The sequence below is a fragment of the Vibrio sp. 10N.222.54.E6 genome (assembly GCF_041473955.1).
GTDB classification, from domain to species: domain Bacteria; phylum Pseudomonadota; class Gammaproteobacteria; order Enterobacterales; family Vibrionaceae; genus Vibrio; species Vibrio tasmaniensis_A.
On sequence record NZ_JBFRTD010000042.1, the window covers coordinates 33,648 to 60,533 of the forward strand.

24 protein-coding genes are annotated in these 26,886 nt (G+C 43.0%); 9 read left to right on the forward strand and 15 right to left on the reverse strand.

What is annotated here, in order from left to right; all coding sequences use genetic code 11:
- Window positions 1–5: 5 nt before the first annotated feature.
- The 4 genes from AB4513_RS22060 to AB4513_RS22075 form a co-directional block, all read right to left on the reverse strand.
- Window positions 6–695, reverse strand: a complete 690-nt coding sequence (locus tag AB4513_RS22060; protein ID WP_009846759.1) for a tyrosine-protein kinase family protein — start codon at window positions 693–695, stop codon at window positions 6–8.
- A complete protein-coding gene (locus AB4513_RS22065) occupies window positions 695–2,794 on the reverse strand; it encodes an SLBB domain-containing protein (RefSeq protein ID WP_009846758.1) in 2,100 nt (699 codons plus the stop codon). The genes AB4513_RS22060 and AB4513_RS22065 overlap by 1 nt, the downstream gene beginning before the upstream one ends.
- Window positions 2,791–3,627 (reverse strand): OmpA family protein, encoded by an 837-nt coding sequence (locus tag AB4513_RS22070; RefSeq protein WP_009846757.1) that lies wholly within the window; start codon window positions 3,625–3,627, stop codon window positions 2,791–2,793. Before AB4513_RS22070 ends, AB4513_RS22065 begins: the two co-directional genes overlap by 4 nt.
- 62 nt (window positions 3,628–3,689) lie before the next feature.
- Entirely contained in the window at window positions 3,690–4,019 is a 330-nt protein-coding gene (locus AB4513_RS22075; protein WP_004733793.1) for an STAS domain-containing protein, read from the reverse strand.
- Between the two features lie 311 nt (window positions 4,020–4,330).
- Here AB4513_RS22075 and AB4513_RS22080 point away from each other — a divergent pair, with 311 nt between their 5' ends.
- Complete coding sequence (locus tag AB4513_RS22080; protein WP_009846756.1) at window positions 4,331–5,173, forward strand: DNA ligase; 843 nt, start codon at window positions 4,331–4,333, stop codon at window positions 5,171–5,173.
- A 118-nt stretch (window positions 5,174–5,291) separates the two neighbouring features.
- On the opposite strand, the gene AB4513_RS22085 is transcribed toward AB4513_RS22080, so the two are convergent.
- Entirely contained in the window at window positions 5,292–6,662 is a 1,371-nt protein-coding gene (locus tag AB4513_RS22085; protein WP_009846755.1) for an MATE family efflux transporter, read from the reverse strand.
- Window positions 6,663–6,823: 161 nt separating this feature from the next.
- On the opposite strand from AB4513_RS22085, the gene AB4513_RS22090 reads away from it, so the two are divergent.
- On the forward strand, window positions 6,824–7,435 hold the full coding sequence (locus AB4513_RS22090; protein WP_009846754.1) for a riboflavin synthase: 612 nt from the start codon (window positions 6,824–6,826) through the stop codon (window positions 7,433–7,435).
- A gap of 175 nt (window positions 7,436–7,610) precedes the next feature.
- Here the strand turns inward: AB4513_RS22090 and AB4513_RS22095 are convergent, their stop codons facing one another.
- Together AB4513_RS22095 and AB4513_RS22100 are read right to left on the reverse strand one after the other, a co-directional pair.
- Window positions 7,611–7,814, reverse strand: a complete 204-nt coding sequence (locus tag AB4513_RS22095; RefSeq protein ID WP_012603956.1) for a CPXCG motif-containing cysteine-rich protein — start codon at window positions 7,812–7,814, stop codon at window positions 7,611–7,613.
- Window positions 7,815–7,870: 56 nt separating this feature from the next.
- Window positions 7,871–8,737, reverse strand: coding sequence for a fructosamine kinase family protein (locus AB4513_RS22100; protein WP_009846753.1), 867 nt, complete (start codon window positions 8,735–8,737; stop codon window positions 7,871–7,873).
- Between the two features lie 454 nt (window positions 8,738–9,191).
- On the opposite strand from AB4513_RS22100, the gene AB4513_RS22105 reads away from it, so the two are divergent.
- Window positions 9,192–9,536, forward strand: coding sequence for a DUF3802 family protein (locus AB4513_RS22105; RefSeq protein ID WP_009846752.1), 345 nt, complete (start codon window positions 9,192–9,194; stop codon window positions 9,534–9,536).
- Between the two features lie 91 nt (window positions 9,537–9,627).
- On the opposite strand, the gene AB4513_RS22110 is transcribed toward AB4513_RS22105, so the two are convergent.
- Window positions 9,628–10,113: a C40 family peptidase gene (locus tag AB4513_RS22110; RefSeq protein ID WP_009846751.1), complete on the reverse strand. Its 486-nt coding sequence runs from the start codon at window positions 10,111–10,113 to the stop codon at window positions 9,628–9,630.
- A gap of 104 nt (window positions 10,114–10,217) precedes the next feature.
- Between AB4513_RS22110 and AB4513_RS22115 the strand changes: the two genes are divergently transcribed.
- On the forward strand, window positions 10,218–12,263 hold the full coding sequence (locus tag AB4513_RS22115) for a methyl-accepting chemotaxis protein (RefSeq protein ID WP_009846750.1): 2,046 nt from the start codon (window positions 10,218–10,220) through the stop codon (window positions 12,261–12,263).
- A 240-nt stretch (window positions 12,264–12,503) separates the two neighbouring features.
- Here AB4513_RS22115 and AB4513_RS22120 read toward each other — a convergent pair whose 3' ends face one another.
- A complete protein-coding gene (locus AB4513_RS22120) occupies window positions 12,504–13,307 on the reverse strand; it encodes a sterol desaturase family protein (RefSeq protein ID WP_009846749.1) in 804 nt (267 codons plus the stop codon).
- A gap of 68 nt (window positions 13,308–13,375) precedes the next feature.
- Here AB4513_RS22120 and AB4513_RS22125 point away from each other — a divergent pair, with 68 nt between their 5' ends.
- The gene (locus tag AB4513_RS22125) at window positions 13,376–14,122 is read left to right on the forward strand and encodes a tRNA-uridine aminocarboxypropyltransferase (RefSeq protein WP_083784059.1); all 747 of its coding nucleotides are present in this window, start codon (window positions 13,376–13,378) and stop codon (window positions 14,120–14,122) included.
- A 163-nt stretch (window positions 14,123–14,285) separates the two neighbouring features.
- Complete coding sequence (nagK, locus tag AB4513_RS22130; protein ID WP_009846747.1) at window positions 14,286–15,194, forward strand: N-acetylglucosamine kinase; 909 nt, start codon at window positions 14,286–14,288, stop codon at window positions 15,192–15,194.
- Between the two features lie 179 nt (window positions 15,195–15,373).
- Here nagK and AB4513_RS22135 read toward each other — a convergent pair whose 3' ends face one another.
- The gene (locus AB4513_RS22135; protein WP_004733780.1) at window positions 15,374–15,640 is read right to left on the reverse strand and encodes a DUF2960 family protein; all 267 of its coding nucleotides are present in this window, start codon (window positions 15,638–15,640) and stop codon (window positions 15,374–15,376) included.
- A 171-nt stretch (window positions 15,641–15,811) separates the two neighbouring features.
- On the opposite strand from AB4513_RS22135, the gene AB4513_RS22140 reads away from it, so the two are divergent.
- Entirely contained in the window at window positions 15,812–17,959 is a 2,148-nt protein-coding gene (locus AB4513_RS22140; protein ID WP_009846746.1) for a GGDEF domain-containing protein, read from the forward strand.
- A 122-nt stretch (window positions 17,960–18,081) separates the two neighbouring features.
- Here the strand turns inward: AB4513_RS22140 and AB4513_RS22145 are convergent, their stop codons facing one another.
- From AB4513_RS22145 to AB4513_RS22165, 5 genes are all read right to left on the reverse strand, one after another.
- Entirely contained in the window at window positions 18,082–19,899 is a 1,818-nt protein-coding gene (locus tag AB4513_RS22145) for a bifunctional molybdopterin-guanine dinucleotide biosynthesis adaptor protein MobB/molybdopterin molybdotransferase MoeA (RefSeq protein ID WP_009846745.1), read from the reverse strand.
- On the reverse strand, window positions 19,899–20,483 hold the full coding sequence (mobA, locus tag AB4513_RS22150) for a molybdenum cofactor guanylyltransferase MobA (protein ID WP_009846744.1): 585 nt from the start codon (window positions 20,481–20,483) through the stop codon (window positions 19,899–19,901). Before mobA ends, AB4513_RS22145 begins: the two co-directional genes overlap by 1 nt.
- A complete protein-coding gene (locus tag AB4513_RS22155) occupies window positions 20,461–21,180 on the reverse strand; it encodes an energy-coupling factor ABC transporter ATP-binding protein (RefSeq protein ID WP_009846743.1) in 720 nt (239 codons plus the stop codon). The genes mobA and AB4513_RS22155 overlap by 23 nt, the downstream gene beginning before the upstream one ends.
- 10 nt (window positions 21,181–21,190) lie before the next feature.
- The gene (locus tag AB4513_RS22160; protein WP_009846742.1) at window positions 21,191–21,889 is read right to left on the reverse strand and encodes an ABC transporter permease; all 699 of its coding nucleotides are present in this window, start codon (window positions 21,887–21,889) and stop codon (window positions 21,191–21,193) included.
- A 277-nt stretch (window positions 21,890–22,166) separates the two neighbouring features.
- A complete protein-coding gene (locus tag AB4513_RS22165) occupies window positions 22,167–22,973 on the reverse strand; it encodes a substrate-binding domain-containing protein (protein WP_009846741.1) in 807 nt (268 codons plus the stop codon).
- Window positions 22,974–23,276: 303 nt separating this feature from the next.
- Here AB4513_RS22165 and AB4513_RS22170 point away from each other — a divergent pair, with 303 nt between their 5' ends.
- Complete coding sequence (locus tag AB4513_RS22170) at window positions 23,277–24,740, forward strand: sigma-54 dependent transcriptional regulator (protein WP_009846740.1); 1,464 nt, start codon at window positions 23,277–23,279, stop codon at window positions 24,738–24,740.
- Entirely contained in the window at window positions 24,730–26,757 is a 2,028-nt protein-coding gene (locus AB4513_RS22175) for a cache domain-containing protein (RefSeq protein ID WP_032555202.1), read from the forward strand. Before AB4513_RS22170 ends, AB4513_RS22175 begins: the two co-directional genes overlap by 11 nt.
- The last annotated feature ends 129 nt before the right edge of the window (window positions 26,758–26,886 follow it).

Consider the following 26,886-nt stretch of genomic DNA (forward strand, 5'->3'; position numbering starts at 1 on the left):
AAAAGTTACATCGGTAGGTTTAAAAACTCATTTTGGTAAAGCTTATTGGCCAAGCTATCGCGAAGTTTAGTTGGAAGGAATTTCATGCGATTGATTTGTCTTACCAACTCTTGTGCAAAGCTAGGTGTTTGTTTCATGTTCATCACACAACCCATAAGATTGATACTCTGCGCATCAAGCAGCTTTTTCGCTTGCTCTAGGTGGTGACTAGAGGTTTCACCATAGGCGACAACCATCAATGTACTATCACAAGCACTCGCGACAGATTGCGCCGGAATGTTGCCTTTGTTTATGTTGAGAAGTGGTGAGGTATCAATGATGACTCTATCGTATTTGTCTAACCATTTGTTCACCACTTTTTGTAACGTTGTCGGATCTTTATAAGCCAATTGCGTTGATGCAATTTGTGGAGCAGGGACACCGATAAACGTACGATGAGACTCGACATGTTCAATTAACTGTCCCTGTTGATTGTCTTCCAACATGTTCAAATCTTTAAAAGCAGGATTGTATAAGTTGAGGTCAACATAAAGCGTAGAATGACCAGCAAGGAGAAAACGCTCGGCTAATGCAGTTGCAATAGAGGTTACCCCGTCACCTGAATGACAGGCAGTCACGCAAATCGATTTCTGTCCGTTAAGTTCAGAAGCTAGATACAGTTGTTCTACTTCTGCTTGGATTGCTGAAATAGTCATTATAAAGCTCCTATTAAGACGATCATTGTTGTTAGACGTAATATGTCTTCTAGACCTACACGAGCTTTTTCCATAAAGCTCTCACGGCGATCTGGGATGTAGATAGTGTCACCAGCGCGCAGTACTGGTAGGTTGTAAATATTGGCTGTTTTGCTGAATTCAACAAGGTCGAAGGTACGAGCTTGGCCTTGGCAACAAGACATATTCACAATGGTAATTTTCTCTACGTAAGCATTGTCGGTAGGGCCTGCCGCTTCTGCCAATATATCTAAAATGGTCATGTTGTCGTTAAACACATAGCGACCTGGGTTGTTAATCGCACCAAGCACACGAACGGTTTCTTCTTTCGGTGTATCTAACCAGTTTTTACCTTTCTCTGGGATATAAATAGTGTCACCTGTGGTTACATTTGGCAGTAACGATTCGTCACCGGTTTCGAAGTACAACGATAAATTGAGTTTGCTTACTTTAGAGTAGGTTTTATCACGGTGAGTCACACGCACGTTGTGTATATCGGCATCCTTAGTAGGCCCGTCAGCTGCAGACAAAATGTCAAGAAAGTGCATGTCTTTGGTGAAGCGGTAACGACCCGGTGCATTCACTTGTCCAAAAATGTAGATCGAAGCATCAGAGCTTTGACGTACCCATTGAGATTTATTGTCTGACGGATCTTGTGGCAAGTCGTGGACACGGACGATAGAGCCTGCACGAATTTGTGGCATCAGATCTCGTGGCGCACCATTTCTGATGAAATCATCAAGATTAAACACAACCAACTTTCTACCCGTCACGACTTCAATTTTCGATGTGTCAGCGCGTAGCGTGGGGCCGCCGACGTGTGCCAATAATCCCATGAAGTTCATTTCATCTGACCATTCTATACGACCAGGTCGATTCACCTCACCAATCACGTTAACTGCTCTGTCTGGTGCAATCTTTAACCAAGATTTCTCGTTCATGTCGGTTTTCTCAGGAACAAAGATCGCGTCACCGGCTTTAATATTCGGTGGGTTAGAGTTAGGCAAGCCTTCAGTGTAAGCCGCTAAATCGAATTTAAGTACTCGACCATCCGCTTTGATTACGCGTATTTGACGCGACTCTGCAAATCGAGTTGGGCCGCCAGCATTGGCAAGGATATCCATGAAGGTAGCGTCTCTCTTTCCTTCAAAAGCGCCAGGGGCAGCGACTTCACCCATAACGTAAACCATGTTTGCGCCGGATTTGATCTCTTCCTCTTGCTTCGGCACAAAAATCGTTGCACCTGGGCGTAAGATTGGAAGTAGGCTTTCGTCACCAGAATCCAAATAACGCTTAAGGTTGAACAGCGTAGGCGTGTTGTTTGAAATTACTCGGATTTGCTCAACACTGGCATAACGAGTAACACCGCCCGAGCGCATTAGTACGTCGACAAGATCGGTGCTCTCTTTATAAGTGAACGACCCCGGTGCATTTACTTCGCCAAATACTTTAATTGAATTGCGAGAGTCAGCACTGTCACCAGAGTTAGCAAGCTTTGCTGCATCGAACTCTTGTTCAATATTGCCTACTAATGGCGATGCTGGAACAAAAAGCGAATCCAGTGATTGCAGATTAGGTAGCGATGATTCGTCACCTGAATCAAGGAAACGTTTGTAGTTAAACTCTTTCTTGTCCGCGCCTCGCTTAAGAATCAATTTGTCCAGTTGTGCTCCTGGACGTAATCCACCGGCTGCGTAAAGCGCCATTTGGATGCTAGAACCCAATGCCAGTGTGTATTCGCCAGGCTGTTCGACATAACCCTGAACGTAAATAATGATTTGTTGTTCTTTGACGTACACCGAAGCGTTCGAAAGATCTTTATAAGCGGTAGCCAGTGATTCTAGAACGACTTTGTTAAGTTGCTCACTGTCATAACCGGCAACAAATACGGCGCCAACTTCAGGAAGGGTAATGCGGCCACGTTTATCCACTTGGAACCCTGTGTTCAACGTACTTTCACCGGGTACGTTAACTTGGATAAGGTCACCGACTTGAACCGCGTCTGAAAACTCTTCGCTCGCATTCACGACACTCGTAAAGCTTAACGATAGGGTGATGATAAAAGCGATCAATAATTTCATAATCCACCTCCCATTTTCTCGGCATTTTTAGGGGAGATAATTTCGATACTCACTCGGCGGTTAGTTAAACGCGTACCGTCTGATTCGCCTTCAAAAAGAGGGACAGTTTCACCAACAGACACGGCTTTAATTCGCTGAGCACCTAAGCCAAAAATAGTTAGGTAACGTTCGACTTGTTTAGCACGTCCAAGTGCTAAGTCATCGTTAAATTTTTCGGTACCCGTAGCATCGGCATGACCCGTAACAACAAGGTCTAGAGATTTATGTTTATTCAGTAGTGTGGTCGCCTCGGCAAGTCTTCCCATGTACTTGGGATTGACTTCGGTAGAGTTTTCCGCGAATTGGTTGTCAACATTAAGCAGGTCATACAACTGTTCGATAACCGACAATTGCATTCTAAATTGGTTTTCATTTTTTGGTGGTTCACAGCGGGCTTGTGAGGTCACATAGTCCAGTTGGACTTCAAGTTCGTTTAAGCGTTTTCTTTGAATGACTAGGTCGTTGGCCGCATCTAGAAGCAGGCCTCCTTGTAGTTCACGAGCGATACGATTTTGCTTCTCTATCGCTTGCACAACAGCAGCGGGGAAGCACCAACGGGCGCCTTCTTGAATCAAGGCATCAAGATGTAATTTGGCCAGTTGCCAATCAAAACGTAATCCGTGTTCAGGACCAAGAGGTTCGTCTGGCATGACAGGAGAAAAGTCGGAATTTTGGTAATTAATAGAGTCATAACTTTCAGCCAAACCGCCGGTGCCTTGTTCAGGGTAGCTAGTACAGCCACCTAGAACCAAAGCAGACAGAGAAAGGGCTATGTAGTTTTTCAGTATTTTCATGCCAACGTCCTATGTTTTTACTTTTTATTATTATGTTTTGTTACTTCTAGCTTAGTGGATCTTCATGAATTTGTAGGATTTTTTGAATTTACTGGGATAGCGTGGCCAATACGTAGCAAGTTCATAATTTCAAGAGGCTGGCCAGTCACATTTTCAAGTCGCATGTTGCGCTCTCGCTCAGTTAGGCGTTTGAACATGTAAACAATTGCGCCAACACCAGATGAATCTAAAAACTCAACTTGGCTAAAATCAACTTCGATTTCAGGGTGGCCATCATTTGAGATTACATCGTCAATATCGGTCTGAGCATCACGGCTACCTGCTGCATCTAAATCACCGAAGATAGAAAGAGTCAGTGTCGTTGTATTTAAATCAATCTTACGTAGTTCCATAGCGATATCTCCTTTTGAGTATGTATGGACAGCTGCACTGAATGTGCCAACTTTTATGTTTATATTTTTCAATAGCTTAACTCGATCGCTAATCTCTATCTCATATTGAGAAAGTCGGTTTCTCAATATGAGAACTAAAAATGGGTGAACATTTGAGACTCATAAGCCATTAATTGCATGAATGAAATTGAAAGTTAAATAAGGTTGGCGTGTGGATCGCATCTTCTAGCAAAGGTTGTCTACCTACGTGTCAGAACGCTTAGGATTAAAGGCGTTTGTTGAGCACTACAGATATCAATACGGAGCAGATGATGAGATTAACTAAATTGGCGATAGCAACTCTATGGGCGTGTTCGCTTTCTTCTCATTCATCCTATTTACCTCCCGACCATTTGGTACTGGCCAATACATACCAACAAGGCATTGATGTTTCTGAATACTGGAAGAGTGAAAAGCTTGATGGGATTCGTGCTCTTTGGGACGGACAACACCTTTATACTCGAAATGGGAATCGCATTTACTCACCGAAGTGGTTTACAAAAAACTTACCGAAGGTACACCTTGAAGGGGAGCTCTGGGCAGGAAGAGGAAAGTTCCACTTAGTCCAATCTACCGTCCTCGATCACACACCTAGTGATGTTGCGTGGCGCCAAATAGACTTGATGCTGTTTGATATGCCAGGGGCGACTGGCGATTATCAAAAGCGCTATTACAACATATTGCATTGGGTAAGTATGATTGGAGAACCTCATGTCAGCTACATCGAACATGTACCTATTCAAAATGAAGAAGCTCTGTTTTATCAATTAGACAATGTCGATGAACGTAATGGCGAAGGTTTGATGCTCAGAAAGATCACCAGTCGTTATCAAGCAGGTCGAAGCAATGACCTGTTAAAACTAAAAAGGCATCACGATGCCGAAGCCACAGTTATTGGCTACAAAGGCGGGACAGGGAAGTATAAAGGGATGATGGGTTCGATTTTGGTTCACACGGAAGAAGGGGTTGAGTTTTATATCGGAAGCGGGTTCAGTGATCAAATGAGACTTGCGCCGCCTGAGATCGGCAGCCGTATTACCTTTCGCTACAATGGCTTTACTCAAAATGGAAAACCCAAGTTTGCGCGCTTCGTTAGAGAAAAGAGTGAGTATTAATACCAATCAGATTGTTCAGTACAATATAGTCATACACACAGTAAACGAAAAAGAGCTCTGAATATCAGAGCTCTTTTTCGTATTCAATATCAGGGATACCGGTTGAGTGAGTTAGAACTCAGCGAGAGCTAAATTCTAACTGCACATCGTCGTCTTGTTTGTGCATCCAGTGCAGACGCATACCTAGCATAATAGCTGCAGACGTTAGACCAACAATGAACCCAACCCAGAAACCGTGCGCGCCCATAGGCTCAACAATCCAATCTTTCATTCCTAAAATGTAGCCAATAGGAAGACCAAGCAACCAGTAAGCAACGAAAGTAATGTTGAAGATCGAACGCATGTCTTTGTATCCACGCAAAGCCCCTGCAGCGATAACTTGGATTGCGTCAGTACATTGATAAACTGCAGCGAACAATAGTAATTGCATTGCAACAGTAATTACCGCCGTATTCTCTGTGTACAGTAACGAAACTTGCTCTCTGAATAGTACCGTCAATGTAGCTGTCATTAGGGCTGTGACTAAACCAACAATGATTCCCACGTGTGTCGCGATTTTCGCTCCTTCAGTGTTGTTTTCACCCAACTTATGACCAACACGAATACTCACGGCGGCACCGATACTCATTGGTATCATAAATATCAGTGACGAGAAGTTAATTGCAACCTGGTGTGCGGCGACAACCAAAGACCCAAGAGGGGCAACCAACAGAGAAACAACAGCGAATAGCGTCACCTCAAAGAAGATAGCAGCGGCAACTGGAAAGCCTAGTTTAAACAAACGAATTTGTGCTTTGAGCTGAGGTTTGTGGAACGTACCGAAGATATTGATTTTAGCCAAACGCTTTGATGTTAAAACGTAAGCGAACAGCAGAGCAAACATCACCCAATATACGATAGCCGTTGCAACTCCACAGCCAACACCACCCAGAGCGGGAGCGCCAAGCTTTCCGTATACGAACATCCAGTTAAGCGGGATGTTTAATAGCAAGCCAATAAAACCAATCACCATTGCAGGCTTAGTTAAAGACATACCATCTGTAAAGCTTCTCAATGTTTGGAACAACAAAAATGCAGGGACAGCAAACATCACCGCATTCATATAACCGATGGTTTTTTCTGCCATGAGTTGTTCTATGTCCATCCACTCCAATATCAGTTGTGTCTGAAAAAGTACGCCAATGATTGGAAGGGAGATGGCAAGCGCTAAAAACGCACCTTGTTGAATCTCAAATGGAATTTTTACTTGTCTACCAGAACCATGTAGTTGTGCAACGACAGGAACCAACGCCATCAACAGACCCACACCAAATAAGATTGATGGTAGCCAGATACTTGCTGCAATCGAAACCGCCGCCATATCGATAGCACTTACACCACCGGCCATTACGGTATCGACAAAACCCATTCCAGTTTGTGCAACAGATGCGATTAATACTGGGGTCGCAAGTTTGATTAGATTCGAGGATTCTTCTTTGTAACGATGCACAAACAACTCCAAATAAGAGGGAAAATTAGAATAATAGTGTAGGAAAGGACATTCTGAAGGAATCAGAGACAATGATCTTAAGCTTCCACTGGACGAATCATAAAGAAATGTCACAATAACTGCTATGAAAAACTGTTATTAGAATGCTAAATAGGAATCTTATGTTTACAGGTATCGTTCAAGGAATGGCAACACTGGTTGCTATAAACAAAAAAGAGTTGTTTCAGACTCATACCATTGAGCTAAGCAACGAAATGGTTGAGGGATTAGCGATTGGTGCCTCAGTAGCTCATAACGGTTGTTGCTTAACGGTAACGGAAATTTCAGGAAACCACATTGCTTTTGATTTGATGCAAGCCACATTGCGATTGACGAACTTAGGCCAACTGACTGTTGGTGATAAAGTGAATGTTGAGCGAGCCGCAAAATTTGGTGATGAAATTGGCGGGCATAGTATGTCTGGCCACATTACGTTGATGGCGAACTTAGTGGATGTGATCAAGACTGAAAACAACCGCACGCTTTGGTTTGAGTTGCCACAAGAATCAATGAAGTATGTATTGAGCAAGGGTTATATTGGCGTTGATGGTTGTTCATTGACGATAGGTGAAGTGGAAGAGAACCGTTTCTCTGTACACTTGATTCCTGAAACGCTAAATCGCACTTTGTTTGGCAGCCGCGAAGTAGGCGACCAAGTAAATATTGAGTTTGATCCTCAAACACAAGCGATTGTTGATACTGTTGAGCGCGTGCTAGCAAACCAGAAGTCGTAGTAGCGGTTCATCAATAACACTTGCCCTAAAAGCGTTGACTAAGTAAAAATCGAAGATGTTAAAAAAGAGCACATTAAGTGCTCTTTTTCTATTTTTGTGTTTTTCTGGGCTAGCTTCAAAATCGAGGTGTAGCTTTAAATCGAGGTGTAGAGCCAACTCGACAAGAGAGTAGGTGTTAGAAAACTTGTTCGTCGTCTGCATCAATCGAGAGATGGATTCTGTCTCTCAATTCATCAACCTGCATGTCCAGATGAATTGCATTGCAACATGCAGGGCAATCGTCGTAAAAATCTTGGCTCCCATTAGAAGCATCCAGCGTTATGCTAATTGCATGACCACAATGGGGGCAAGAAACATGTTTCTCTGTGTATTTATGCATGGCGAATTATCCTCACTGTAACTTGTACTAATCTCAGTAGCTAACTGTGATTGGTGTTAAACGGCCTGTATCTTCTGAATACACGCCTCAGTTTGTGCTAAATACTCGCCGCCAAATTGATTGCAGTGGTTGAGAAGATGGTACAAATTATAAATGTCTTTCCGTTCAGTATAGCCAACGTCGAGTGGATTGACGCTCTGGTAACCTTCATAAAACTCTTTTGAAAACCCTTCAAACAGTTCAGTTAGCGCTAAATCACATTCATGATCGCCCCAATAACAAGCGGGATCGTAACAGATTGGCCCAAAGGCTGAGTTAGCAACATTACCGTTCCAAAGGTCGCCATGAAGCAAAGAAGGGCGAGGGTTGTGGCCTGCAAGACGCATATTCACTACATCAACAATATCATCGATATCGCCGAATTCGATGCCTTTTTCTTTTAACAATTGCAGTTGGAAGCCAATGCGTTGCTCAGAGAAAAAACGCCCCCATTTCTTATGCCAAGGGTTGGGTTGAAGGGTGCTACCAATATAATTGTCTTGGTCACAACCAAACTCTTTCTGTTCACCCCATTGATGCAATTGGGCAAGTTGAACGCCAAAGTCATAGCTATTATTGCTTGTTTCAAGCGGCTTGGTCGGCAAGTAATTAAGGATAATGAACGAGCATTCTTTGGTTTTACCAATCAGTACCAACTCAGGAACATAAACGGTAGAAGTTTCTCTTAACAAGCGTAAGTTCTCAGCTTCAATTTCAAACTTAGGTAAAAATTCTCGCAGGTTCACTTTTACAAAGTAACGTTCGTTACCATCGCTAATCATATAGCAATCGTTAATGTCGCCACCAGAAACCTTGGTACGTTCAGTTATCTGGAAGTTAAATAGAAGAGTATCTGAAAGTTGTTGAGAAATGGCCTGCCACATAGGAAATCCTCAAAGACTGAAGGTTAGAAATACTGTTTGTTTACTAGCAATAGTTTAGGATAAATCTGAGCAATTTATAGACGCACTCGTCAATGTTCTTGGCTCTTATTCAACTAATGTAGAATCAATTGGCTGATTTGTGAACTCGAACTGATTCAAGCCCTTTGAAATCAAAACAGAAATTGAGAATGATATAAGGAAATAGTTTGGAACTAATCTCACGGCATGATGATTTTCATACAATAGAATCGCAGAAATAGGTTGAGATTATTTTTCACTATATTTTAGGTGTGTTTGGTGAAGTTAGGGTGTTTTGATTGAAATTTAAGCTTAAATGCTAGCTCGGATCACTTTAATACAGTTTTTAGTAATAAAGAGATGACAAACAGACTCATATACATAGTATTAGGTAGGTACATATTAATCTGCTCTTGAGCTTAAACGGAGATTTATTGTGGTTGTAGAAACCGATGGCTATTTGGCTTTGATCGAACACTTATCATTTAACCTAGATGTCTTTACTAATAGTAATGGCGATACAGGTAATGAAAGTGTCGAAGACATCATCACTGACATGATATCAACAAACATCATGGCTATTTTCGAGCAAAACCCTGAGTTACATTCAAGCGTTCGTTTTCAACTATTGAAAGAAGCGGATTCAGTGGTGGCTGATTTAGGTGAAGTGTTAGCTGGTGTATGGTCAAAAAAAGCGACTAACGAACAAATTGTATTCTTAGATGAATACATCGCATTAGTGAAGAATCTGTTTGATACTGCGGTCGCTCAATACGACTAATTAGCTTCTAGTACATTTACTAGGCTAAACAGCGATAGGCGTTTAAATAGTACCTTCAAAGCAACTGTGTTATCAGTTAATCTTTTAATCACTATAAACGCCTAAAATGCCAAAACTTAGAGGCCCAATAAGGGTTATCCAATCTCGATATAATGACACCTTTCGATGTCGAAGCATGTAGGAATTGATTGTTTCCTAAATATACACCGACGTGTCGTACCGTCATCGATGTTTTGAAAAACACCAAGTCACCACTTATTGCCTGTCCATACGCTATTTCCTTTCCCTTTTTAACTTGATCTTTTGTGGTTCTCGGTAAGGCTTGCTGGGTCGCAGTTTGCACTGCGATTTGAACGAAAGCAGAGCAATCTACGCCTCTAAATGAAGTCCCACCGAAATGATATGGCACACCTTTCCACTGTTCATACACACTCATATACGCATTGGTCGTTGATTGCTCTAACTTTGACAGAGGCTTGTGTGCGGTTTCACTAAGCTGAGAAGGGGATGGCGTCGAGCTACAAGCAGCCAATATTGCTAAAGTTATTGTAACTACAGCCATTTTTCTGAATTTCATATGTAACTCTTCTGACAAAAAACTGAAATATAAACGTCATCAAGGACTTCTAGTATACGAACTAACTTAAGGATATCTTTTTTCGTAGTCAAACTGGATTTCACATGCCCGACACAAATTTATCAATAAAACCTTCACGTTATACATTCTCGCTCATTCAAACCGTCACCGCTGTATTTATTTCTATTCTTTTGCTCGTCATCTTTTTATCTTTGGTCAGTCTCCGAGGCGTCGATCGGGTCGGGGGCCATTTTGAAGCACTTTCGGAGCAAGCATTACCTCTTGCATTAAACAACGCCGAATTAACACAAAGCGTGTTAGAGCAGGTAAAACTTCTTACTTATAGCACCCAATCAACCGACCTAAATACGCTTAACACAACAGGCAACTCGATCGACGTGTTAGTTGCCGAAAGTAACCAAACGCTAGAAGAACTCCTCTTCATATCCCAATCTTTTCCTGACGCGATTTCCGTTGAACAAAAACAAAACTTAACCGAGAACATGGCGACCTTACAATTGATGACTAGCCAAGTGTTGTCGTCTCAAATTGAAATTCAGAATAAGCAAAACCTCATCGATGGCCAAGTCACTGAGTTTCGCTATGGTGTGAGTTCCATCGGACCTGAAATGAACCGTATCAGTTCTTTCCTTGTACAGAACAACCCAGAGGCTTCCGATGCGGCTAACCGATTCACAGCGAGTGCTTCTGCAATGGCGAACACCTTCCTAATGTTGATGATGCAATCAGACTTAGAAAAAGCGCAAGACGAATACAGAGAGCTTCGAAATCGAATTGCAGGCATTAACCTCGCGTATGATGACTTTTCTGAATGGCATCCAGACATCGTAGAGTTCGCAAGCTTAACAGCGCCTTATGAGATGGTTAAATCTGGCTTTGCAGATCACGGTGTATTAAGACAAATCCTGCAAAAGCTAGAACTTGTTGAGCAACAAGAAGCCGACTTAGCAAAAGTCATCTATCTGGCTAACACCGTGATAGGGACCTTAAATCAACTATCGAACACCGCTTCCATTTTAATTGATGAAAGCGAGTTTGTGGTCAATCAGACAATTGCGACGATAGACAAAGTACTATTTATTAGCGGATTAGTGATAACGGCCATCATTTCTATTTCATGGTTCGTATTGCGTCACTGGGTGAACAAAGGACTCAGGAACATTACTCAACAAATGAGCTTACTCGCGGAACACGATTTTTCAAAACAGAGTCAATTAGTTGGCCCATTGGAATTGCAAGTTATCGCATCAAAACTTAATTCTGTTGTCGATTCAACCGCTGATTCGGTGCGCTTGGTAACACGAAACTGTGAAACGCTTTATCAAACAGCGGAAGTCAGTCACGATGCCGCAGAGCAAACTAACTCAAGCTTACACGAGCAAAATGAATCACTTCAGAACATGATTACCACCATTACAGAGCTTGAAGCATCTATTGGTGAAATTGCACGTATTTCTAACGCCTCAAATGATGACGCCCAGCTTGCTGAAAATGAGTCAGTGACAGGGAGTCAAGTTGTTGGACTTAACCAGCAGCGACTGCATGCACTAGAACACTCTTTAAGCATGAATGAAGAATCGATGGCCGACTTAGACGGACGTGTTAAACAGATTCGCGAAATGGTCGACATGATCAGCGGCATTGCTGACAACACTAACTTACTCGCATTGAATGCAGCAATAGAAGCAGCTCGAGCAGGAGATCAAGGCCGAGGCTTTGCAGTGGTCGCCGATGAAGTAAGAAAACTAGCCAGCGATACTTCCCAGCAAACCACTAATATTCGAAATATGATGAATGAATTGGTGGCAGCCGCTGATCGCTCACGGGCGTCTGTAACAGAGTCGAGAAGCGAAATGGCGAATGCACTGGAAACCAGTGGCGATGTAAAGCAGGCCTTCGAGAAAATCGAATTCGCGGTTAGCCAGATTAAAGGACGTGTTGAACAAATCATGGTGGCGACTGAGCAACAGGCACGCGCAACGGTGGATGTGACACATTCGATCACTCGTGTTTCTGAACAAGGCGAGAATACTAAGTTACAGCTTGAATCCATGATCGAGAGTTCAGAGCAAGTCGGAGAGATAGCAGGACACCAACAAGCTATGCTTCATAAGTACGTACTGAAATAAACAAGCGTCCTCAAATAAACGAGCTTGCTGAGTTAAGCCTGGCAGCATAATAGTTGAAGCACTAGCTACGCTTAAATTCCGATTGATACAGAAACGCCCTTAAGTTTTCATAAGAATCTAAGGGCGTTTTGCTTTGGTATTAAGCTTGGTTTGTTATGGAGACGGGTTTGTTATAGAGACAGGTTTGTTATTAAGATAGGTTTGATCTCAATATAAACTGAGACTCAACTGAATTCGAACCTAGTCTTTCGTTGTCGGGAATCGTGCAAATGGCTGACGTAGCATTAAGTCTAACCGTTGCTCTTTACCATCTTGAATCTCTGGAACGCCAATCTGAACGTTATCATGGCCAAGCTTAGGTTGAGCGCGATAGGTTTTGAACCAAATGTCCCACACCGATAAGAAAAAACCAAAGTTTGAGTGCGTTTCCTTAACAATGACCGAGTGATGAACTCGGTGCATGTCTGGTGTCACAATCACTTTTCTCAATCGCTTATCAATCCACAGTGGCAGATGCGCATTGCTGTGGTTAAACATCGCGCTGGCGTTAAGAACAATTTCAAAGATGACAACAGCGATGACAGGTACACCAAGCGCGATCACTAAACTCACTTTAATCAGCATTGAAAGAATCATCTCAATTGGATGAAAACGAGTTCCGGTTGTGACATCAATATCTAGATCTGCATGATGAACTCGGTGCAACTTCCATAGCCATGAAACACGGTGAAACACCAAGTGCTGCAGGTAAATAGCGCAATCTAACAGTAAAACACAGATGAGGATGCTGAGTTCTTTAGGAAGTGACAGGGTATTGAACAGACCCCATTGGCTTTCTTGTGCGATAACCGCCGCTTGAAATGCTGCGATTGGAATTAGAGTGGCTAATAGAAAACTGTTTAAAGCAACCAACGCAAAGTTGTTTCCCCAACGAAACCATTTACTCTGAGTCAGCGTTTTACGTGGAAAGCGGTACTCCCAAAGCGCACATGATCCAAAAACGACAATAAAACAAACAAGGCGAAGCAGGGATGGGTCTTGCATGGGAATTCCTTCTATCATTCTAGGGTCACTGTAAGTACAATCGTGCCACTTTTCTAGATCTATCGTTATTGTCCATGAGAATCCACGCTTTTCACCGTTTATATCAACACCGTTTATCCATTGCTACTAAGCCGTTTAATGCGCGCGGGTGTAAAGTAGTGCGATGTGAGTTCTGTAAAATCAAACAAGACAGCTGTATCTGTGAACATCAACCAGACGTAAATACGAACGTCGCGACCATGTTGATCTTGTCAGATAACGAAATATTGAAACCAAGTAATACAGGTCGATTGATTCTCGATACAGTAAAAGACAGTTACGCTTACCTATGGCATCGCACAGAGCCCAATCAGGAAATGTTGGATGTCTTAAAAGATGACAACTATCAACCTGTCGTAGTGTTCCCCGAAGACTATACAGATGACAAATCGCGCGTGGTTCAAAACCTGCCACAAATGCGTGACCCAAACAAAACACTATTGCTGATCTTTATTGATGGCAGTTGGCGTGAAGCGCGACGTATCTTCCGTCGTTCAGAGTATCTGCAAGACTTACCTGTGTTGTCGATTGAACCAGAATCGGTTTCCCAATATATGATGCGTAAGTCAGACAACGAACAACATCTCTCGACTGCAGAAGTGGCGAGCTTGGTTTTGAAACAGGCTGGTGAAGAGCAGGGTGCCAAGACTTTACAGCTATGGTTTGAGACATTTCGGGAAAGTTACATGTTAAGTAAGACACGTTATAAGTCCGATCCGACCAAACCAAGTCTGAACGCTTTCATAGAGCACACCAAAAGTGAGACGTCACTCTAACCTTTAACCGCTTTGTGCTGACTTGTTGTTCAAACAGACTCGATCACGAGATAAGTTTGTTATCTATCACGGTTTGTAGGGGGAGTGTTATGGATAATGCTCCTTAGTTGTTTAATTTAAAAATTTTATTTGCCCTAATTTAGGGAAAAATTGGAGAGATTTCATGTATTACGGCTTCGATGTTGGCGGCACAAAAATAGAGTTTGGTGCATTCAATGAGAAACTTGAGCGAGTAGCAACAGAACGTGTTCCAACACCAACAGACGATTATCAATTACTGCTTGATACGATTGCTGGTTTAGTTAAAAAATACGACAACGAATTCTCTTGTGAAGGCAAAATTGGCCTTGGTCTTCCTGGCATGGAAAACGCAGACGACGGCACTATGCTGGTTGTTAACGTACCGGCTTCAACAGGTAAGCCACTACGTAAAGACTTAGAAGCGCTTATTGGTCGTAGTGTAAAAATCGAGAATGATGCGAACTGTTTTGCGCTTTCAGAAGCATGGGATGATGAACTTAAAGATGAACCATCAGTTGCTGGCCTAATTCTAGGTACTGGCTTCGGTGGCGGTTTAGTTTACGAAGGCAAAGTGTTCTCTGGTCGTAACCACGTTGCTGGTGAACTGGGCCATATGCGTCTCCCTATTGATGCTTGGTTCCACCTCGGCGACAACGCACCGTTATTAGGTTGTGGTTGTGGTAAAAAAGGTTGTTTAGACAGCTACTTATCAGGTCGTGGCTTCGAATTGATTTATGAGCACTACTTCGGTGAGAAGAAGAAAGCGATTGAAATCATCCAAGCATACAACGAAGGTGAAGCAAAAGCGGCTGAGCACGTAGATCGCTTCATGGAGCTATTGGCTATCTGTTTTGCGAACTTGTTTACGGGTCTTGACCCACATGTTGTTGCACTGGGTGGTGGTCTTTCAAACTTCGAACTTATCTACGAAGAAATGCCAAAGCGCATCCCTAAATACCTACTGTCTGTAGCGAAGTGTCCTAAGATCATCAAAGCGAAACACGGTGATTCAGGCGGTGTTCGTGGCGCTGCATTCCTTAATATTAAGTAATCGCAACTTAACGTTAAGCTAGCTAAGGTTAGATAGTTAAAAAGAACAAATAAAAATGCCGCAATCTCGAAAGAGGTTGCGGCATTTTTTATTGTTCAGTGTTTTCGTTTCTTCAGCTCTTAGCTCTAATTACAAACGAAAAGCTAGAAGCTACATATCAAGAAAAAGAGCCAGAGGGCTTACTTCTTCTTTTTACCAACACCAAGGTTGTCTTTTTGCTTCAATGTAAGCTTAGTAAAACCAAGCTTACGGAAATAGTTGTCTTGGTAGTTACGAACCGCTTTAGTATCAGAAATGAACTCAAGCTGCTGCTCAGTTTTTAGATACTCAGTGATGTCGATACCTTCAGCTGCTGCAACAGCTTCTTGGATCGTGCGGTGTTCTTGTTTCGAAAACAATAACTCTTTGTCTTCATCTTTATAAGTGTACAGAATGGTACGAGCCATGGTGCTCTCCAATATAATTATTACTTTGCGCGCACTCTACATAAAAACAGTACGCCACTCAAGATAATGATAGGAAATTACCACTTATTAGCCTCATGAATGGAATGTGTAATAAGCATTTTGTGGTATACTATTCGTTATTTTTTAATCTGGCTGACTTAAACGGAACTTATGAGCAATACGCTTTACCCAAAGATCATGGGAATTATAACGCGAATCCAGAACTACCCTGGAATCAAAGGATTAAAAGAAGTCGAAGACAGAATAACGAGTCTATGCGAAGCTAATAATCAACCGATCCCGGATTCAATCGCGCGTTTCCTTAAAGGTTTCACAAGCTATCGCCACGATAACCTTTCTGACGCTGCTGAGCATTATAAAGCCTGCCTAAACGTCATTGCTCCTGAAGAAATTCAACTATATGTATTTGTCATCGGGTTACTTGCGTCTACCCATAACATTCGTGGTGATTATCAATCAGCGTATGCTTGTTACTCAGAGACACTAGAAAACTTACACCTAGTTGATGACAATTTTAAGTCACTTATATTCTGTAATCTAAGTGACTTGCACTTAAGCTTAGAAAAATACGAACAAGCGAAGCAATATGCTCGTAAAGCCATTATTTCATCTCAAAATGCGAATCGCCTGTTAGATTGTGCTGTCAGCCATTTAAACCTAGCCTATAGCTGTGCACATACAAATGAGTTTGAGCAAGCGGTTAGCGCCATTATGGAAGCGAAAAGAATAGGCACCTCGCTTTCTAGTCACAGGACGATAGCTCTTTGTCATAGTTACCTAGGGCAAACCATGCTCTTGTGGGGAGGCTTCGATGATAGTGATGTATTAGATGCATTTTATCAGGCAGAAGAGCACTTCAAAAAATCGAGAGATGAGCATAATCGAAAAGAAAATTTGGTTTACTGGTTTCAATTCTTAGAAGGCATTGGAGAGCGAGAACAAGCAAAAGTAGGGTGCGCTTTTCTCGAACAGAATTTTGATCTAAAGAGTAGTTACCGTTCTTATGCTATCTATGCCCAAACTAAGGCGAAGCTCTTTCGAGATGAAGAGGATTGGTCTGGTTTAGCGGCACTTCAAACTCAGCATGTGGATCTTTTAGAAAAACACATGAGAAGTTATGAGCGCGAACAGAGCGAACGTATTCTAGAAGGGGTAGGTACCATTCAGAGTAAGAAGAAAAATGACGTTCTGACTCAAATGCAAAAATATATGGGTGCGCTCACTGATATTGGTCAATTCATAGCAACCGCTGCAGATTTAGAAAGCGTACTGCCTGAGATACTCCATAAGATAAATATGATTCTACCAACATCTGAGTTTGGGATTGCTATGTATGACGATAAATCAGACATACTCGACTACCGCTATTTTGTTGATACTCAAGGATTAATACCGAACCTAAAAGTAGTTTGCCAAGAGAACCAAACCATTGGTACGTATGTGATTCGCAAGCGAGCTACCGTTCATTTTAATAGCGCGACAGATGCGGCTCTAGAACCCTATATCGGTAAAACCACACAAGACGATAATTTCGTTACGTTTCGTGGCGAGCTTGATACTAACTCAATGATTCTAACGCCAATCATTCTTAATGAAAAATTAATCGGCTTTCTGTCAGTTCAGCATCATCTACCAAACCAATATCAGGAACACCACTGTCAGCTTATAGAACATTTAGCTAGCTTTATTGCCGTGTCGCTAGAAAATCAAAAGCAACGACAGCGTTTAGAAAGTGCGAATCAAACACTCGAAATCTTGAGTACTACTGACCCACTAACAGGTCTAGCTAATAGATATCAATTAGATAACATCACGCCAGTCTTAATACATAACGCTTACTACCAAAAACAATCTCTAGCGGTCCTTATGATCGATGTTGACGAGTATAAAGCTTATAACGATTTTCATGGGCATTTAGAGGGCGACGAAGCGCTTCGTATTATCAGTCGCTTACTTAAAAAAACATTCACAACCAAGAATGACTACCTTTTCAGATATGGCGGTGATGAGTTCATGGCGATTTGCTTCGGACAGAGTAGTAGTGATATTGAAAATAAGGTTGTCACTCTGCGAAAGATGTTAAATGAAGTCAAATTAGCAAACCCTAAAGCTCTCTATGCGGAACAATTAACACTCTCTATTGGTGGGGTTAACGTCGACTTAGCCAGTGACAATGTGGATCGAAACTTTAAAATGATTTGTGATATTGCAGACAAACAGCTCTATCAAATCAAAGAAAATGGCCGTAACAACTATAATTTGGTCGATTGCAGATTACTTAAAGTCGAGCTTGTTTAGTTCAACTCTGTATACAACCCCCCATAAAAAGAAAGCCCCTGATATCCAATATCAGGGGCTTCATCTATTTAGAGTATGTATTACTCTGAATTCGCTAGCTTAAAGCTAACAATCTTGTTTATTTACACACGACCTTGCAAAGGAATGATCGTCACCGTTTCACCGGCTTTTACAGTGTCTACCGCTGGTGAAATCTCGATTAGACAGTTTGCTTCGCTCATTGAACGTAGAATACCTGAACCTTGCTTACCGGTTGTTTTTACTTCAAGCACGCCTGATTCGTTCATTGAGAACACGCCACGGCTGAACTCAGTACGACCTTGACGAGAACGTAATTGCTCAGTCGCTATCGCGTTCGCTTTCACTGGTGTCCAGTTAGTTTGACCTTGTAGCTTGCGGATTGCAGGTTCTACAAAGTTAATGAACGACACCATCACGGCTACTGGGTTGCCAGGTAAACCGAAGAAAGGTTTGTCTTCAATTTTGCCGTAAGCAAGAGGGCGACCTGGACGCATGTTGATACGCCAGAAGTTAATCTCACCCAACTTATCTAACGCGAGTTTGATGTAGTCAGCATCACCAACAGACACGCCACCAGAAGTCAGAACCATATCGGTCTCTAACGACGCAGCATGAAGTACATCCATCATCTTTTGTTCGTCATCTTCGATAATGCCGTAATCAACGATGTCGCAACCTAGCTTTTGAAGCATGCCGATGATAGTGAAACGGTTCGAGTCGTAGATAGAGTTTGGCTTTTGCTCAACGCCCGGTGCCTGAACTTCATCACCCGTTGAGAACACACCCACCTTCACTTTACGCAGAACAGGGCAGGTACCGAAACCTAACGACGCCATCATACCCATTTCTGGTGCTTCGATGCGTGTGCCACGTGTAAAGACAGGTTGGCCAATTTCTAAATCTTCACCGGCCATACGGACATTTTGTCCAACGGAGATTTTCGCATCTGGGAAGCTAACTTTATCGCCATCTTGCACGGCTTGCTCACGCATCACAACAACATCAACGCCATCTGGCATTGGTGCACCCGTCATGATCTTAACAGCTTCACCTTGTTGAACGGTTTTGTCGTAGCTGTGACCAGCCATAACTTCAGCAACAATGTTGTAGCTATCCAATTCAAGATCTTCACTACGAATCGCGTAGCCATCCATTGCAGAATTAGTATTCTGTGGGACGTTGATTGGCGAGATCACATCTTCAGCCAACACACGACCGTAGCCTTGCAGTAATTCAACACTCTCTGTGAGATCAAGCGCGTCAATGCTATCAACAATCTTTTGTTGGCCCTGAGTTACGGTTAAACCTGCTGGAGAGAACGAATCACAACACACCGCGGGCGCTGCGTCTTTTGAAGATGAGCATGACGCTGCTTTGCCTTTTGTAGAGGAAAGGTCAAAGGACTGCGCGTAATCGATGATGAAATCACGAATCGCTTCTAAGTCGTTGATCGACATTTGAGGTAAGTCAGATTCAACGTGGCTATCAGCAGCAATAGCAATGATGTTGTCATCGTTTTGGTACAACCAAGGTTTACCCACTTCATCACGGTGAAGCTCGATTTTAGGGAAAGCAATGTTCTTACAGCCTTCAACCAAAATCAGATCAAGTGTGTTGGTATCAAAACGAGTCAACAGGTAATCAAAATCGGCTTCTGCTTCTGGAGTCTCAGTCATCATCACATGACGGTTACGCGAAGCTATCAGCATTTGATTTGCGCCCGCTTTGCGTAAACGGTAGCTGTCTTTGCCCGGCTTATCGACATCAAAATCGTGGTGAGCATGTTTTAGCACACCAACTTTTAAACCCGACTCTGTCAATAAAGGAAGCAGAGCTTCTAATACGGTTGTTTTGCCTGTGCCACTGTAAGCAGCAAACCCCAATAGAGGAAGGTTAGGGCGTTGTTTAGAATCTTTCATTATTGAAGCGTTCCGAATTGGGTGAGTTCTTCTGGCGTGTTTAGATTCACAAAGCAGTTAGGAGAATCGCTAAAATCGACATATTCCGTGACACACTCTTTGTACAGCAAGATAATTTTACGATCACCACGTTCCAAAAACGCTTCCAGCTTTGGCAGAACACGTTTGTGGAATAGGGTGAATACTGGTTGCTTAAATTCGCCATCATGCGCGACAAGAATGTCGCTGTCTTCTTTTACTGCTGCACAAAAACGTTCAACAAGGTCATCACTAATCTGTGGGCTGTCGCAAGGGACAAAGCCGACCCAATCTGTGCTCGCGTTTTTAAGGCCAGCATGAATGCCGCCCAATGGGCCTGGATAGTCAGGGAAAGAATCGGAAACAACCGGTGCAAATGCTTGGTAACTGTCTAAGTTACGGTTGGCATTGATGGTAATGCTGACATCTTGTTGTGACAGCTTGTTAATAACGTATTGAATAAGCGGAGAACCGTTGAGCTCAACGAGTCCTTTATCTTTTCCGCCCATACGGCTGGCTTGTCCGCCAGCCAAAATAACCCAACTAGTTTGCGTTGGAAGCAGCATAAATATTCTCTTGTGCTTTGTTCTTTTTAATAACTTGCAGAAGCGGCGATTCGGTCAAAGTATTGTCTTTAATCCACCATTGCTTCTTACATAAGTCGGTTAACGCGTTAGTTTGGTGGCTAGTGATGACTAAACTCGCGCCTCTCTGAAGAAGATCTTCGGCCATAATCACCAATCTTTCAATAGATTCTTTGTCTAAAGAAGCACTTGGTTCATCCATAAGCAAGATTGAAGGCTTAAGAATCCAAGCACGGGCCATTGCCACGCGTTGGCGCTCACCACCAGACAACACAGAAATGTGCTCATCTGCCAAGGTTTCTAAACCTACCATTCTTAATGCATTAATTATTTGAGCTCGCTTATCTTTTTGACTCTCTTTATTAAAGCGAATGCCATAAGCGACATTTTGGTACACCGAGCCATCAAAAAGGTAAGGAGTTTGGTGGAGATAGATGATGTCTTTAAATTTTAACCGAGGAAACAGGCTATGTTGCCAGCTTTGTGTCGGAGACTGAATACGGCCAGAGCTCGGCTTGATCAATCCTGATAAGATTTTAAGTAGGGTCGTTTTGCCAACGCCATTGTCCCCTTTGAGATAAATGGCATCGTTGGGGCCGATCGACAATTCGGGGATGTGGAACAAAACACGCTCTTTGTAGCGCATTGAAATTTGCTGCGTTGTTATTTTTATACTCATGACAGCGTTCCTAAGTTCTTAAATAGCCTTTTCCTCTCACACTGGAAAGGAAAAAGTTAAGGGCTAATGCCAATGCTAATAACACCATACCGAGGGCGACGCCTTGAGCGAATGCGCCTTTGTGGCTTTCCATGGCGATAGCTGTTGGGATGTTTCTTGTCATCCCCATAATGTTGCCACCGACCATCATTGAACAACCAACCTCAGTGACGATACGAGAGAAGGCAGCGATAGTTGCAGCTAAAAGAGGGAAGCGCGTTTCCCAAATTAACGTACACGCCACACGAGTCGTTGATACGCCAAGCGTGCGCGCCGTTTCAACCGCTCGGCGGTCACTGGCCTGCAGAGCGCCATGCATCATCGCAACTAGGATAGGGAAACAGATCAGCATCTGACCTAGAATCATCGCCTTTTGCGTGAACAGTAATTGCCAGTCACCTAAAGGACCAGAACGAGAGAGCATCATGTACATCAACAAGCCAATTACCACGGTCGGTATCGCTTGTAAGGTGTTGATCACCGAAAGCAGCGCCCATTTACCGGGGAATTCGGTGTAAGCCAGTAAGAAAGCCATAAGGATTGCAGGAACAATCACTAATGAGATGGCGGACAAAGATACGCTGAAGGATACCGCGACGATTTGCCACAATTCGTGGTCAAAACTCACCAGTAGATTCATTGCATCAATCGTTGTTTGCCATAGGGTCATGAAGTATCTCGTTTGAATCGATAATAGGCTTTTATCGGTAGTGTCTGATGTTAATCATAGCTGACACAAACTATTTGAGCCTGTATTGGTCAGCGATTGTTTCTAAGCTTGAATGCCTTTAAAGCAAGGCGGTTTTTAAACGTGATTATTTAGGTGGTCTCGTTGACTGTTTAGTTAAGCGTAGCGCTAGTTGGTTAGGGTTAAACCTTCAACGCTACGCTTTACTCACAACCCACGACTCATTTCTTACAACAAGCTATTCTGCGCTTGCAACCAACTATTCTGCGTTTGCAACAAACAGTTGTTTGCCGTGCAGTTTAAAGTCGTTGATCAGTTTCTGGCCTTTAGGGTTAACCAACCAATCACTGAATACTTTCGCTGCTTGGTAATTGATGCTTGGGTAGCGTTCTGGGTTAACAAGAATCACTTGGTAAGGGTTAAATAGGTTCTTGTCGCCTTGGAACAACACTTTAAGGTCAAGTTTGTTTTGGTAAGCCAACCAAGTACCACGGTCTGTCATGGTGTAGCCTTGCATTTCAGACGCCATGTTCAGAGTAGGACCCATTCCTTGACCAACGCTGCGATAGCCGCCAAAGTTTGGCTCCATCTTAGTTTGTGCCCAAATACCCATCTCTTTCTTATGAGTACCAGAGTCGTCCCCACGAGAAACAAACGTCACGTTGTTGTTCGCGATTGCTTTGAACACATCAGCTACTGCTTTTTGAGATTCAATCTTCGCAGGGTCGCTTTGTGGGCCAACGATAACAAAATCGTTGTACATCAGCTTACGAGGTAAAACGCCGTAACCTTTTTCAACGAAGTTCGCTTCAGCTTTTGGTGCGTGAGTCATTACCAAATCAACATCACCGTTTTCACCCATGCGAAGTGATTTACCCGTACCCGCAGCGAGAACATCAACCTTAATACCAGAATCCTTTTCGAACTCAGGCAATAAGTAGTCCAGTAAGCCTGAGTGGTAGGTACTTGTGGTTGTCGCCAATTTGATATGAGTGGTGTCTTCCGCGCTGCTAGCCGTGTAACTGACGATAGATAGAGCTGCAATAGTTAGGGGAATTGCTTTCATTATTATTATGTCCATTCTGTTATAAATGAATGACATGCCTCTATTTTTAAAGGGCTCAAAGAAGGGCATGTGCATAAGACGCTAATTGTTGTAATTAGGAATCTACACCTAATAAGCAAGCTTAATGCCAATAAATAGTGCATCAAATTTCATTAAATTGCTGTTATATCGAACAAAACTGCGTCATTTAGGCTAACAAAATGCATTAAAATATGAGCTAGGACAAAATGTCGCACATTGTCCCTGTCGCACAAAAGGTTAATTGGTACACTCTGTCCCAACTTTCCCCATCGGCTAATCATTATGTCTTTACCTAGTTCACCTGCATCGAACCTCAACCCAAACACATTGACTCAATATCAAGCGTTTTCCGTCTTGGTCGTGGACGATGAAGTCGGGATGCAGGCTATTCTAAAGAAGGCCCTGGGTAAGTTCTTTGGCAAGGTATCGAGTGCAGGGTCTGTTGAAGAAGCTGAAATACTGCGTTCGAGCGAACATTTTGATCTCATTGTTCTTGATATCAACCTGCCAGGACGCTCTGGCATTGAGTGGGAAGAGGCTTTTAACGACAACGACAAACGTGCCGATGTTATTTTCATGACTGGCTATGCTGATCTAGAGATGACCATATCCGCGCTTAAGCTTGGCGCTTCAGACTTCATTCTTAAACCTTTCAACTTAGAACAAATGATACAAGCTGTACTACGTTGTATGGATAAGCGCCTTGACCAAAGAATGCAATACGCATTGAAGCGTGATGTTAGCCGTCATATCAAGACCGAGTTAATCGGTAACTCAGATAAAACCAAACAGCTTAAATTGCTGATCAGTCAATTTGCACCCTCTCGAGCATCCGTTCTTATAGAAGGCGAGTCAGGTACAGGTAAAGAGCTAGTTGCACGTGGTGTACATGAAGCCAGTAAACGTACAGGGCCATTTGTGCCAATCAACTGTGGCGCAATCGCCCCAGAACTTCTTGAAAGTGAACTATTCGGGCATACCTCTGGCGCATTTACCGGCGCGAAGAAAAACCGTGAAGGTCTATTCAGAGTCGCAAGTGGTGGCACCTTGTTCCTCGACGAAATTGGTGAAATGCCACTACCAATGCAAGCAGCGCTGTTGCGTGTGTTAGAGCAACGCACTATTCGTCCAGTCGGTAGCGAGAAAGAAATTGCCGTTGACGTACGAGTAGTGGCGGCGACTAACCGAAACCTTCAACAAGAGGTCGAAAAAGGGCACTTCCGTCGCGATCTATTCTACCGACTCAATGTCCTTAAAATTGATGTTGTGCCATTGAGAGAGCGTCCATCCGATCTAATAGAGCTTGTTCCGTATTTCACTCGTCTTTTAGCAAGTGAACTTAGTGTACCGGTTCCAAACTGGGCGCATGAGGACATCTTGGCGATGAATGAATACGAATGGCCGGGAAATATTCGCGAACTCAAGAACCTAGTCGAAAGGTGCATTCTTTTAGACAAGCCACCAGCGCACTATTGGCGCGAAATTAATGGCGATCCTGCGCCCACCAGCATTTCAGTGACGGTGTCACATGGAGCGGAAATACCAAACTTGAATAACGTAGACGCTGCAGAAGGTTACCCCAACACTTGGACACTCAAAGAAGTAGAGAAATCTCATATCGAGCAACTGGTGAGTTTTCATGATGGTAATAAATCCGCAGCTGCAAGAGACCTCGGCGTTGCACGGAAAACGCTAGAGCGTAAATATAAAGATTGGAACACAGAAGGCTCTGAATATGCCGATTAGACGTCATTGGTGGTCAAAGTGGACGTTCCGGTTCAAAACCATGGTGCGTTATCGTCTGTTATTTTTGACGTCAGCGCCGATCATTTTAACTTTATGCGCTTTGGTTGCGATCACTTTGTATTGGTCTGTTCACTATACGTGGCAGGGGGCTTTGATCGATGTTGATGAGCGTTTGGATGTTGCCGACAACAGTATCCATCTAATTCAAAATCAACAGGCCTATAACGTTCAAGCATTCGCTGAGTCTTATAACTTTCGAATCAAACTTACGAGTGATATTTCAAAGGAAGAGCTCACTCGTTGGGTTTCTGAAAACAAATCTCGCTATGAGCTCGACTTTTTGCGTTGGAGAAGTGTTGAGAGCATGGGGAAAAAGCGTGAATACCTCGATCTGACACGCAAAGAATCGTTCTTTAGTGTATTGAGCCAAAATGAACTCAACGAGTTAGACCAAAACCTTGCAAGGCAAGCCGAAGTCCCAATGCTCAATAGTCAAAATGTTGAAACTCGGGGTTTAGTTAGCCGTACCGTTGTGTCGATTCGTGACAAGAATGATCACGTGATTGGTTTTCTTGATGGCGGGATCCTCCTTAATAACAGCACACAGTTAGTTGATCAGATCAGCAACTTGATCTATCCACAACGTGATGGTTTTAATCGCCGCATTGGTACGGTTACCGTATTCCTTGATGATCTGCGTGTCAGCACTAATGTGCCATTAAGCAGTGAAGACAGTGCAGGGCGCGCAATTGGTACTCGCGTTTCTCATGAGGTTCATTCAAAAGTCTTGAATCAAGGGCAAAAGTGGTTAGACCGAGCATATGTTTACGACGCTTGGTACATCACCGCTTACCAACCAATCCACGACCAGTTTGATAACGTTATTGGCATGCTTTATACCGGCTATCTAATCTGGCCACTCGTAGAGACGTATCTGACTAACCTTGGTGAAATCAGCATCACCATCATATTACTGCTGTTAGCTTCAGGTTTGATCGTACACCGTGGTGCACGCGATCTTTTCAACCCAATTGAACGCATCCATAAAGTTGTAAAGCTAGTCCAAATGGGGCAAGACAAGCGAATCGGTACGTTGGGTTTGGATGATCAACATGAACTTACGTTGCTTGCGAAACAGTTCGACAAAATGTTAGATCTGCTCCACGAGCGTAATCAAGAGATTCAACAAGCGGCGTCTGAACTCGAATGTAAGGTTCATTCTCGTACCGCCAGTTTGAAAGAGAAAACGGAAGAACTCGAACTGCACATCCAGCTTCTTAACCAAGCTAGAGATAAGCTGGTGGTCAACGAAAAATTAGCCGCGTTAGGTGAGTTAACCGCAGGTATTGCCCATGAAATCAATAATCCGACAGCAGTAATTCTAGGCAACGTTGAGCTAATGAAGTTTGAACTAGGTGACGAAGTGGCTCGTGTAGACGAAGAAGTCCACGCGATCATGGAGCAGATCGACCGAATCCGAAACATCACGCGAAGCTTACTTCAATACAGCCGACACGGTGGTGTACAAGACGAAATCACTTGGCAACATATCAATCCAATTGTCGATGAAAGTATTACGCTCGTAAAAACAGGCGCAAAAAAGAAAGGCATTGTGTATGTCTCGCAATTGAATGCTAAAACCTCAGTCGAAGTGAACCGAAACCAATTGCTGCAAATTCTAGTTAACCTGCAAATGAACGCGATTCACGCGATGGACGGACAGGGCACATTGACTATCTCGAGTGAAGATTGGGTTGAAAATGGAGTATCTCATGGGGCTATTGTTCATGTTGAAGATGAGGGCTGTGGTATTAAGGAAGAACAACTGAAACGTATTTTCTCTCCTTTCTATACCACCAAAAGAGACGGTACAGGCTTAGGTTTGTCCGTTTCTCAAAGTATTTTGAGCCAAACGGGCGGCGAAATACGAGTTGAATCCGAAGTAGGTAAAGGAAGTCGCTTTAGTATCTATCTTCAGCAAAAAGCCACACCGCAGTTATTAGTGTCTAACCTTTAGTCGTTCATAACGCGAATAGAAAAACACCTCCGCACTTAAGATAAGTTCGGAGGTGTTTTTATTTATGGCCCGTTATTTCAAACAATTACAAGCCATGTCGAACAATTACAAGCGTCTAAAATATGAAAA

Coding starts and splice junctions, on each gene's coding strand:
- AB4513_RS22065 (WP_009846758.1), bottom strand. CDS start 2,794: ATGAAATTATTGATCGCTTTTATCATCACCCTATCGTTAAGCTTTACG.
- AB4513_RS22160 (WP_009846742.1), bottom strand. CDS start 21,889: ATGACCCTATGGCAAACAACGATTGATGCAATGAATCTACTGGTGAGT.
- AB4513_RS22075 (WP_004733793.1), bottom strand. CDS start 4,019: ATGGAACTACGTAAGATTGATTTAAATACAACGACACTGACTCTTTCT.
- AB4513_RS22135 (WP_004733780.1), bottom strand. CDS start 15,640: ATGGCTCGTACCATTCTGTACACTTATAAAGATGAAGACAAAGAGTTA.
- AB4513_RS22095 (WP_012603956.1), bottom strand. CDS start 7,814: ATGCATAAATACACAGAGAAACATGTTTCTTGCCCCCATTGTGGTCAT.
- AB4513_RS22155 (WP_009846743.1), bottom strand. CDS start 21,180: ATGAGTATAAAAATAACAACGCAGCAAATTTCAATGCGCTACAAAGAG.
- AB4513_RS22165 (WP_009846741.1), bottom strand. CDS start 22,973: ATGAAAGCAATTCCCCTAACTATTGCAGCTCTATCTATCGTCAGTTAC.
- nagK (WP_009846747.1), top strand. CDS start 14,286: ATGTATTACGGCTTCGATGTTGGCGGCACAAAAATAGAGTTTGGTGCA.
- AB4513_RS22140 (WP_009846746.1), top strand. CDS start 15,812: ATGAGCAATACGCTTTACCCAAAGATCATGGGAATTATAACGCGAATC.
- AB4513_RS22060 (WP_009846759.1), bottom strand. CDS start 695: ATGACTATTTCAGCAATCCAAGCAGAAGTAGAACAACTGTATCTAGCT.
- AB4513_RS22120 (WP_009846749.1), bottom strand. CDS start 13,307: ATGCAAGACCCATCCCTGCTTCGCCTTGTTTGTTTTATTGTCGTTTTT.
- AB4513_RS22145 (WP_009846745.1), bottom strand. CDS start 19,899: ATGAAAGATTCTAAACAACGCCCTAACCTTCCTCTATTGGGGTTTGCT.
- AB4513_RS22110 (WP_009846751.1), bottom strand. CDS start 10,113: ATGAAATTCAGAAAAATGGCTGTAGTTACAATAACTTTAGCAATATTG.
- AB4513_RS22170 (WP_009846740.1), top strand. CDS start 23,277: ATGTCTTTACCTAGTTCACCTGCATCGAACCTCAACCCAAACACATTG.
- AB4513_RS22080 (WP_009846756.1), top strand. CDS start 4,331: ATGAGATTAACTAAATTGGCGATAGCAACTCTATGGGCGTGTTCGCTT.
- mobA (WP_009846744.1), bottom strand. CDS start 20,483: ATGCTGCTTCCAACGCAAACTAGTTGGGTTATTTTGGCTGGCGGACAA.
- AB4513_RS22070 (WP_009846757.1), bottom strand. CDS start 3,627: ATGAAAATACTGAAAAACTACATAGCCCTTTCTCTGTCTGCTTTGGTT.
- AB4513_RS22100 (WP_009846753.1), bottom strand. CDS start 8,737: ATGTGGCAGGCCATTTCTCAACAACTTTCAGATACTCTTCTATTTAAC.
- AB4513_RS22175 (WP_032555202.1), top strand. CDS start 24,730: ATGCCGATTAGACGTCATTGGTGGTCAAAGTGGACGTTCCGGTTCAAA.
- AB4513_RS22090 (WP_009846754.1), top strand. CDS start 6,824: ATGTTTACAGGTATCGTTCAAGGAATGGCAACACTGGTTGCTATAAAC.
- AB4513_RS22115 (WP_009846750.1), top strand. CDS start 10,218: ATGCCCGACACAAATTTATCAATAAAACCTTCACGTTATACATTCTCG.